Origin of the sequence: Streptococcus sp. HMSC078D09 (assembly GCF_001813675.1) — a bacterium.
GTDB lineage: Bacteria > Bacillota > Bacilli > Lactobacillales > Streptococcaceae > Streptococcus.
Genome location: NZ_KV813676.1, coordinates 109,687 through 119,977, shown reverse-complemented (window position 1 = coordinate 119,977; position 10,291 = coordinate 109,687). Strand labels below are relative to the sequence as shown.

Sequence of the window (10,291 nt, the reverse complement as noted above, 5' to 3'; positions counted from 1 at the left end):
ACGAATTACCGATTTCTGTCCCACTCTCTATTTTTTTGTATCAAAAAAATGTACTTAAAATACAAAAAAGCATATATAATAGCTTGTCTTCTCAAAGTAAATCGATTATAATGAAAAAAGATGGGTTGTGTATAAAATCACAATATGTAGTGATAATTTTTCGACTCACATACCTTATCTAGTAAACGTAAAAAAAGGAGAAAAATCGTTTATGAAAAAGTGGCTCTATTCTGTTGTGACAACAGTTGCCCTATTTTTACTAGTGGCTTTAGGATTTGCCAAACCCAATAGTCCAGCTAAAGTCCATGCAGATACGATCAATGATGTTGTGACATCTGTAAACATATCGAAATCAACTGGTGGAGCGATTACAGATCCACTCGGTGTTTGGGAGAGTTTTCAAGTTGAAGCAAACTTTGTGTTGCCGAATGGACGTGTAAAAAAGGGAGATCAGACCGTTATCCAACTTGGAGATGACTTTAAGGTCTTTGAAACGGACACCATTGACCTGCTGGATCCAAGCGGTCAAAAAGTTGCGACAGCAACAGTAGATGATCAAAGAAAAGTCATCACCGTAACCTATACGGACTATCCTGAAAGAATGGCCAATGTGACAGGGAAACTGCGTTTCTTTGCGCGTGTAGACCACCAAGTCGTCAAAGGACAAAAGACACTTGATTTTACTCTTACGATCGATAAGAAAGTGATTTCAGGTGGAAATATCGATTACAAAGGGGTCAATCCAGGTGAGAATCCTCCTACTCCAGAAGTTTTTAGCAAGTGGGGGTGGACCAACTCAGACGATAAATTAAAATTGACCTATACCTTGAACATCAATCAAGGCCACACAGCCCTTCATAATATTGACATTAAAGACCAATTGGCCTTTACAGATGGGAAGATCAAGGCAGATTCTGTTAACATCCATACAGGAACTTGGCAGGTTAGTGATGAAGATGGGGCTTATCATTTACGAGACACCACAAATGTCACGAAAAATTATTCCCCTGTTGTCAGTGCTGATGGTCAATCTCTAACGGTTCATATTGGAGATCTAGCTCCAGAACAAGGAATGACGATTCGCTATGATGTCTATTTGGACAAGGTCCCAGCCATCAATACATCCTTTAAAAACAATGCTAGCATGACAGCTACAGAAATCAAGGAGCAAAATAAGGTAGCAGACATTCTGTATCAGTTCTTTGATGGACACTTCAATGGTGAGAAGTACTCATTCACCATTCATAAAAAAGGTGAAAATGGCCAAGCGCTTGCAGGTGCCGTCTTTGCTGTGACAGCAGATGATACTGGTGAGCAAGTGGGAACCATTACGACAGATGAGAATGGTGTTGGCACCATTACGGGCTTGATCAAACAAGCTTATACGGTTCAAGAAATTCAAGCTCCAACAGGCTATGTTCTCTCTGAAGAACCTATCAAGATTAGCAAGGACGATTTTGGAAATGACCTTGCGATTTCTCGTGATGTTGTGAACCAAAAAGAAAAGACAAGCGTTGCTGGTCAAAAGACATGGAATGACAATGACGATCAAGATGGCAAGCGTCCGTCAAAAATCACAGTCAACCTCCTAGCAAATGGTGTCAAAGTCGCTTCTAAAGAAGTGAAACCAGATGCAGCAGGAACTTGGGCTTATCATTTTGATAATCTCGATGTGGTCGATGATGCTGGCAATGTCATTGCCTACACTGTTTCAGAAGAACCTGTTGAAGGCTATGAAACAACTATCGAAGGAACCAATATTACTAACACTCGGACACCAGAAGTCGTTGAGATTCCAGTAACGAAAGTTTGGAAAGACAATGACAACCAAGATGGCGTTCGTCCTGACAAGGTTACTGTTCGTCTCCTTGCAGATGGTACAGAAGTAGCTAGCCAAGAGCTAAGTGCAGCAACTGATTGGAAGACAGTCTTTACCAATCTTCCAAAATACAATCACGGCAAACAAATTGTCTACACAGTCACAGAAGACACAGTAGCCAATTACTCTGCTGCTATTGATGGAACAACCATTACCAATAGCTACAAGCCAGGTAAAACCAGCGTCACTGTTACAAAACGTTGGGAAGACAACAATGACCAAGATGGCAAACGTCCAAGCGCCATTAAGGTACAGCTCTATGCAGATGGCAAAGCTCAAGGAAAAGAAGTGGAACTTTCTGCTAAAAATAACTGGACTCATACCTTTAGCAATTTGCCTCTAAAAGCGAAAGGCAAAGAGATTCAGTACCAAGTGAAAGAAGTTGGAACAGTCAAAGGCTATACTAGTACGGTTGATGACAGTAACAAGGGAAATGTAGTGATTACCAATAGCCGCACACCAGAAGTAACGGAAGTAGCGGTCAAGAAGATCTGGGATGATGCAGACAATAAGGATGGTCTTCGTCCTGAAAAAATCACAGTTCGTCTCCTTGCGGATGGTCAAGAAGTAGCTGTAAAAGAAATCACAGCTACTGATAATTGGCAAGCAAGCTTTACGGATCTACCCGTATACAAGGAAGGTAAGAAGATTGCCTACACGATTACAGAGGATCCAGTAGCAGGTTATACAAGCAACATTGATGGTTTCACAGTAACCAACCGTCATACGCCACCAACAACACCACCTACCACTCCACCAAGCACACCGCCAACGACTCCGCCTACAACCCCACCAACGACACCGCCAACAACTCCTCCTACAACTCCACCGACGACACCACCAACAACGCCGCCAAGCACACCGGAAAAACCAGAAACTCCAACTACACCAAAAGAAGGAAAGAAAAAAATTCTTCCATCAACTGGTGAAGTTGTTGCTTACGGGTTGACCATACTCGGTGCCCTCTTAGCAATTTTTGCTTTGGCTTTGCTCTTGCGTGGTAAACGGAAAGAGAAATAAGCTTCATACCGATAAAGAGGCTGGGGACAAAAGTCCTAGCCTCTCAATTATTTTTGGATTGTTGAGCAAGACGTAGTGGTTGAGTGGGCTCTACTACGCTGATTTCATCAGCTTTTACAGCCCTACTCAACTGTGCGGAGGTGGGACGACGAAATCAAATTCTAACGAATTACCGATTTCTGTCCCACTCTCTTTTGAATAAGTTGCTTGAAGAATGAATTCGTTAAGCTGTCCAAATTCCCAAGGTTCTTTTTAGAAAAGAGTAAAGCTCCTCTTAAAGGAAACATAAGTGTTTGACAGAAAGATGAAATCTTGGTAGAATAAAAAGGTCGAATAGACAACTAACTCTTTCTTGGTAGCAGGATATGCCAAACCTGCCACTCGGATAGAGCATAAAGAAAAGGAGCTTATCATGGCAATCTCAAAAGAGAAAAAAAATGAAATCATTGCACAATACGCACGTCACGAAGGTGACACTGGTTCAGTAGAAGTACAAGTTGCTGTCCTTACTTGGGAAATCAACCACTTGAACGAACACATCAAACAACACAAAAAAGACCACGCTACTTACCGTGGTTTGATGAAGAAAATCGGTCGCCGTCGTAACTTGTTGGCTTACCTTCGTACAAACGACGTTAACCGTTACCGTGAGTTGATCAACTCTCTTGGACTTCGTCGTTAATCTGCTCTATTTTCCACTTACGCTGCGTTGTCACCTTGCCTCGATATACTCGAGTATAATCTTCGGCTTCGGTTCCTAGCATCGTAAGGTAAAATAGACCAGATCTATCTCCCTTCGGGGAGATTTTTTGTTTTCAGAAGAAATCCGGTACAATCTTCGGTTCGTCGCCTTGTCTAGAAACGTTTTATCTAGCAAGAATGGAGCTCTCTGGATTCAGAGGGCTTTTTTCTTGTCTTTTCCTTATCGAACGAGATTCATCATTCTGAGGAAGTCGTTTTATTTGACAGATGTAATGTCTAGAGTTACAATTGATGCATCATAAGAAATAGAGGTTATCGATATGATTGAAATTACATATCTAGACAGTGCAAAACAAGAAAGAGTCATGCATTTTGATTCCTACGAAGAGTTTGAACGCTCCCAACAAGCTTGCTTGATTGGGGTAGCAGATTTTTATCCTGTTGTGAAACTGACCTATAATGGGCATGAGTTGGATTACCAAGGGACTTACGGGGATGTTTTCTTCTATTTGATGAAGCAAGATTTGACGCAGTACCAGAACTAAAGGAAAAAGAAAATGGCAAAAGCAATTACAGACGCAACATTTGAAGCAGAAACCAAAGAAGGATTGGTCTTGGTAGACTTCTGGGCAACCTGGTGTGGTCCATGTCGTATGCAAGCTCCTATTTTAGAAAAATTATCGGAAGAACTTTCGGATGATGAGTTAAAAATCCTAAAAATGGATGTGGATGAAAATCAAGAAACAGCGCGTGCTTTCGGCATTATGTCCATTCCAACCTTGCTCTTTAAAAAAGATGGGCAGGTTGTTAAACAAGTAGCAGGAGTGCATACTGCAGACCAAATCAAGGCAATTATTGCTGAGTTGAGTTAAAAGCATAAGCACTCCCATTAATAAAATGGGAGTGCTTTTTTATATGATAAATTGCAAGAATAAGTGCAACAGTTAGTATTGAAAAGACTGAATGGTCTCTTTCAACTCATCTTGTAAAAAGTCTCTCTGATCAAGTTGAATATAGACTTCTAACAGACAGGATCTAAGGTTGGAAAATTTATAAAAATCTTCCCTTTCTTCTATTGGAAAGTCAAGCGTTTTTATCCAAGAAGCTATTTGTTCTTGCTCGATTTTCCCTTGCAAAATAGGTTCATAGAGCACTCTAGCTAAACGCCAATCCTCATCATCGGTAAAACGAATTGAAATTCTTCTAAAGACTTGGCCAAGTATGTTCAATCCTTCATGAACTTTGTCATTAGGAAAGTCCGGATGACAAACTACTTCTGTCAAAAGATCAGCTCCATGCGCAAAAGCGTGAACCCAGCCATACTGGCTGGAAAAACCTGTTGTATCCTTTTCTTTTAAAAGATAGTGTAAGCCTTGATCCATTAAAATATATCTTATATCAGCTTTTAATCTTTGATAAAAAATCGATTGTTGGTTGGCATCTGCAGACAAGAGATTAGCATAAATAAGCGCTCTAAAAGAACGATCAAGTGTCGATAGCCCAATCTTGTCAATCTCTTTTTCTACTCCTTCATCGGATAAAATCGTCTCAGAAATGAAATGAAATTGTTCTTGCGTAAAGAGTTCTTCTTGAATCCCTCTAGCCAAGCTTGTAAAAACGATATCATCGCGAATTTCTGGCGAGGGGTCTCCCAAATGTTCCAGCAACCACTGGATTTCTTCTCGGCTATAACTTGGTTTTTCTTCTGTAACTTTACTTTGTAGTTCTTGATCCATCATAAGCACCTCTGGATTTCTACTAGTATATTTTAGAGTTGGCTGTAGAGGAGTTTATTCTCCCAATTCTGCACTGTAGGCAATAATTTGATCGACAGTGTCTGAAAGGAATTGGATGGTATCGCGGAGTGGTTTATCAGTCGAGATATCTGCTCCGATGATCATGGCTGACTCAAGGAGAATAGTTCAACCCCTAGGCCTATTCTCAAATTTTTCCTTTTACAAATCAAAAATTTGCTAAAAATCAAATATCATCAATTATAGAAGCTGTTGTTCTCTTCTTGGTTTTATTGTTTTCGATAATCTTAGAGGACCAATCAAAGATAAAATTCAATCTTTGAATAAACCATGATTCAATCCACTTACATAGGGATTCTTTATATTCTTCTGGAAATTGAGTATAATTTACATCTCCTTTTTTTTCTAAGAATTTAATTAATTTTTTAGAATACTCGTCTCCTATTTCCATATCATCTATATCATCTATGTTCAAATCAGATTCTTCAATAATCTTAAAATGTATATGATAGAACGCTCTGTGATCTTCGTTGATAATAAAAGCTATTCTTTCTGAATTTTTTTCAAATGAATTCTTACCCAACTTAAACATTCTAAAGAAAATACTTATAAATTCTCCTAAATCTTGTGAACTCTCATATAATACTTTTACTCTTTTTATCAATTCGACATATAAATTTAAGTAAGTTCGATTTTTTTGAACTGTTAATAAAGTTGTAAGAAAGGTTTTATTATATAAAATGTGATTTCCGTCTTCAATGGCCCATGAAGTTAAAAGTTTCTTTTGTGTTTGATCATCTAATTTACTAACCCCGACACCAGCAAAATATTCTTGAAATGATCTATGAGAAAACTTATAAGAAATACCATCTTGTAAAATCATACAAACATTAGAAATAGAATCTCTAATGAAATCTGAATTTACAAACTTCATAGTATTTTTTTCTTTGAAAGAATCAAGGTAAGAATTAAAACTGTCAGAATTAAAGGTTATCTGTCCTTTGAAAAAAGTTTTCATTGCTAGATAAGATAAAGCTTCTTTAAATTGTTCAGGAGATAAATTAGCTTTCAATTCTCTTTTATATCCAGATTTTGATGCATCATGTTTTTGATAAAGAGTATAGAATGCTAGATTGTAAAAATCAGTTAGATTATTTGGTATAGATGCACCATCTTCATATGTCATTAACATAATAGTTAACAACAGAGGGATTGAAGCAAAAGATTCATGGTTATCATATAATATGTCCTTTAATTCTTTTGCAAACTTGTTTTTTAACTTTGATTCATACTCTAATTTTAAAATAAGAGAAACAGCTTGCTCCTTCGTCAGTAACTTAATCTCATATTCTAAAAAATTAGACCAACCTATAAAATCATCTGAAGGACGAGAGCTAAGAATATATCTGTTTTTATTATATCTATCTACAAATTCTTTTAAGGATTTATCTAACACATTTCTATGAGTAGATATAATTTCATCAAGTCCGTCAAATATTATAGTGTATACACCTGATTTTAGAGTTTCTTGAAAATGCTCTCTCTCTATATTCAAATGATGACATTTAATCTCTTCAAAAATAAATAATTCAAAATCAAAATCATCTAACGGCTTCTCGTTTATAGATTTTAATTCTATAAAAATTGGAATACTGCTTGCAGTGTCTATTTGGTTAATAAAGATATGCTTCATTAGCATAGATTTACCTACCCCACCAGTTCCAGTAACAATTATTTTATTATTTTTCTGAAAAATCAAACTTGAATTTGTAGTATCAATAACCTCCCCATTTTCAGATTCTAAAAACTGTGGTTCGTAAAAATTGTATAAAAATTTACCTTCATTTTTGTACAATAAAGTCTTTACAGTAGAATATTTTTCATATGAATATTCCAAGTAATCTTTGAAAAGAACTCCTAATTCACTTTCAACTTTAAACTGTTTATCATTATAAACTTTTTTACTCCTCGACCATAATTTAGGAAGGATTTTTACTAATGCATTTGTAATAGATTTTTCACTAGTAACTGGCATAATATTCTCCCATCATCTTCTGTAAATATTAAATCAATAATAACATATCGTATATAGTATATTCAAAAGGTCAACTTTATTATTAAATATTTTTTCTTATCCTCTTATTCTCCCAATTCTGCACTGTAGGCAATAATTTGATCGACAGTGTCTGAAAGGAATTGGATGGTATCGCGGAGTGGTTTGTCAGTTGAGATGTCTGCTCCGATGATCATGGCTGACTCAAGTGGGGTCTTGCTGCCACCTGATTTGAGGAGGTCCAGCCAATCTTTCGCTCCGTTTTCGGAGTTCTTCAAATGCAAGTATCCCGCTGTTGAGATAACTAAGCCAGCTGAGTAAGTATAGCTGTAAAGCCCCATGTAGTAGTGGCTTTGGCGCATCCAGGTCAAAGCTGCATCGTCATCGATTTCAACAGCGTCTCCCCAGAATTCGGTCAAGACTTCCTTCATGATGCTATTGAGCTTGCTAGCGCCGAAGGTGCCACCTTCTTCGATCAAGGTGTAGACCTTGCGTTGGAAGGCTGCTTCTAGCAAGTGGGTGATGAAGTTGTGGAAGTAGGTGTCTGTCAAGCGGTGAGCTAGGGCAAAGCGTTTTTGACGAGGATCGTCAAACTGGTGTTCCAAGTAGTCGCTGAGGAGGAGCTCGTTAAAGGTAGAAGGAGCTTCCACATAGTAGGTCGACATGTGGGCGTTGAAGTAGCTTTGGTTGTTGTCTGAGAAGATAAACTGACCAGAGTGTCCGATCTCGTGGATCAGGGTGTAGACATCGCTCATGCGTCCTGTCCAGCTCATGAGGACATAAGGATGAACGCGGTATGGATCGGCTGCATAACCACCAGAATCCTTACCTTCATTGGCTGCGAAATCAACCCAGCGTTCGGTTTGGTAGCGGGCAATTTCGCGGGAATATTCTTCCCCAAGAGGTGCCACAGATTTCATGACCAAGTCATAGGCATCATCAATAGTAACATCTGGGTTGAGCGCACTGTCCAAATCCAACTTCCAATCAGCAAAGGTCATTTTTTCAAGGCCGTTGACCTTGGCTACGTGTTTGAGGAATTTTTGAGCGACTGGAGCGAAATCCTTCATGATCAGGTCAATCTGACGGTCAAACATAGAACGATCCACTTCCTGCTCAGCTAAGAGATAGTCAAAGACAGAGTCGTAGCCTCGCATATCTGCGATCAGTTTTTCGGACTTAACTTGAGCTAGATAGGTAGCAGCAGCTGTGTTTTGGTGCTTGCGGAGACCTTCTGAGAAGGAACGAAAGGCTTTTTCACGGATTTCCGCATTCTCATGGTTTTGGTAGAAGTTTTCATAGGTAACAAAGCTATTCTTGTAAACTTTTCCATCGACTTCGAAATCAGCCATTTCAAAGTCGCCTGCCCGCATCTTGGTATAGATATCTTGTGGTCCGTAGAAGACTTCCCCCAGGTTGGTCAAGGTCTTTTCGACATCAGCTCCCAAGTAGTGAGCTTTTTTAATTTTAGCCTGACGAATGGCAAAAGTGAGGTGAGGGAGTTGCCCCAGGCGTTCGAGGACATCTTCATCCGCTTCGACCAAAGCATCATCAAAGAAGGAAAGTTCAACGCTGGCCCAAGTTTCGAAATCCATCCCCGCTTGGGCAATTTCCGCAAAAGCTTCATCGCCAAAGTCAGTCGTTTGTGGCATAAAGCTGTAGTTACCAATGTGGCTGAGTTGAATCTGAATCTGTTCAAAGACCGCAAAGGCAGCTTCGAAGTCTTCAAAAGTGTGGAGCTTGCCCTTGTAGTTACGGACAAATTCATTGATTTCTTCACGTGTTTTTTCAATGGCACGCAAGAAGTCTTCCTGGTCTTGGTAGAGGGATGTGAGGTCCCAGAGTTCGTTCTCAGGAAATTCAGAACGTTTTTTTAATTCCATAATGTTCTCCTTTTGATCGGTGTTCTTCTTTAAGTATAGCAGAAAAAAGGGCAGAAACATAGAGGGAGAGGGAAGATGCTTGTGTGAAAATCTTGAAAAGAGCTGGAAAAATTGACCATTTTTGATATACTAGGATAGATATGAGGAGGTTTTTATGAAAAAGGTTATGATTTCACTACTGGCAGGTGTGTCTGTTCTATCTCTAGTCGCTTGTACGCCCAAACGATATGAACGTCAAAGTAAACCAAAGACAGCAACGTCATCAGCTGTCAAAAAAGAGAAAAAGGATACAGGTCAAAAGTACTATCAAGAGGTTTTGGATCGGTATGCTAAGTATGATAGTGCTCTTAAAAATGGGGATAAGACTGGCCTGTTTGAGGAATTAGGTAAAATACAATCTGGTTCAGAAGAAAGCATTTATTTAGATGCTTTGGAGCGCTTAGGAACTCCGGTAACCTTTCAGTATGCCTTTACAGACTTGAACAAAGATGGTGTGGATGAGCTCTTGGTATCTAATCAATACACGGGAAACAAACAGTATGTTTCTGCTATCTATTACCTTAAAGGTCAAAAAGCTGAATTGCTCCATACAGCTTATACAGCTGCGGTGGGTGGCTATCGCTCCAGCTTAGATGTTTTTGACAATGGACAAATCGTCTATGCTACTTGGCAATCTGTGAATCCAGAAATGGAATTGACCCTTTATTCGCTAGGAAAAGGGGAGGCTAAGGAAGAAAAGAAAGCGACGATTCAAATTGGTGGGGATCAAACAGCGGAGCAAGCTCTTGGGATGTCAGCTAAGAAGTTAGACCTCACTAAGCTCGATTGGAAAAATTTTGACGGTACAGGGGATTCCAAATCAGCAGCAAAATCGGAAGAGAAAAAATCGGAAAGCTTCCAAGTACAAGTCAGTGTGTCGGATCTCCGTATTCGAAAAGAGCCATCGACTTCTGCACCATCTGCGGGAATGATCGCAAAAGGAACTCACACCATTACGGAA

At 39.1% G+C, this 10,291-nt stretch carries 7 protein-coding genes and 1 pseudogene; 5 read left to right on the top strand and 3 right to left on the bottom strand.

The genetic code is table 11. From position 1 onward, the window contains the following. Window positions 1-211: 211 nt before the first annotated feature. The 4 genes from HMPREF2926_RS09440 (at window position 212) to trxA (ending at window position 4,473) form a co-directional block, all read left to right on the top strand. A complete protein-coding gene (locus tag HMPREF2926_RS09440; RefSeq protein ID WP_070587599.1) occupies window positions 212-2,899 on the top strand; it encodes a Cna B-type domain-containing protein in 2,688 nt (895 codons plus the stop codon). Window positions 2,900-3,311: 412 nt separating this feature from the next. Then, window positions 3,312-3,581, top strand: coding sequence for a 30S ribosomal protein S15 (rpsO, locus tag HMPREF2926_RS09435; protein ID WP_003004251.1), 270 nt, complete (start codon window positions 3,312-3,314; stop codon window positions 3,579-3,581). A 340-nt stretch (window positions 3,582-3,921) separates the two neighbouring features. Next, window positions 3,922-4,146 (top strand): DUF4649 family protein, encoded by a 225-nt coding sequence (locus HMPREF2926_RS09430; protein WP_049475182.1) that lies wholly within the window; start codon window positions 3,922-3,924, stop codon window positions 4,144-4,146. A 12-nt stretch (window positions 4,147-4,158) separates the two neighbouring features. Continuing rightward, the gene (gene trxA, locus HMPREF2926_RS09425) at window positions 4,159-4,473 is read left to right on the top strand and encodes a thioredoxin (protein ID WP_070587596.1); all 315 of its coding nucleotides are present in this window, start codon (window positions 4,159-4,161) and stop codon (window positions 4,471-4,473) included. A gap of 72 nt (window positions 4,474-4,545) precedes the next feature. Here the strand turns inward: trxA and HMPREF2926_RS09420 are convergent, their stop codons facing one another. The 3 genes from HMPREF2926_RS09420 to pepF all read right to left on the bottom strand — a co-directional run bounded on the left by HMPREF2926_RS09420 (window position 4,546) and on the right by pepF (window position 9,291). Then, the gene (locus HMPREF2926_RS09420) at window positions 4,546-5,337 is read right to left on the bottom strand and encodes a DUF2785 domain-containing protein (protein WP_070505361.1); all 792 of its coding nucleotides are present in this window, start codon (window positions 5,335-5,337) and stop codon (window positions 4,546-4,548) included. A 244-nt stretch (window positions 5,338-5,581) separates the two neighbouring features. Continuing rightward, on the bottom strand, window positions 5,582-7,390 hold the full coding sequence (locus tag HMPREF2926_RS09415) for an NACHT domain-containing protein (protein ID WP_070505363.1): 1,809 nt from the start codon (window positions 7,388-7,390) through the stop codon (window positions 5,582-5,584). 104 nt (window positions 7,391-7,494) lie between these two features. Continuing rightward, window positions 7,495-9,291 (bottom strand): oligoendopeptidase F, encoded by a 1,797-nt coding sequence (gene pepF / locus HMPREF2926_RS09410; RefSeq protein WP_070587594.1) that lies wholly within the window; start codon window positions 9,289-9,291, stop codon window positions 7,495-7,497. A 154-nt stretch (window positions 9,292-9,445) separates the two neighbouring features. On the opposite strand from pepF, the pseudogene HMPREF2926_RS09405 reads away from it, so the two are divergent. Next, window positions 9,446-10,291: pseudogene (locus HMPREF2926_RS09405) on the top strand (hypothetical protein); the annotation flags it as partial.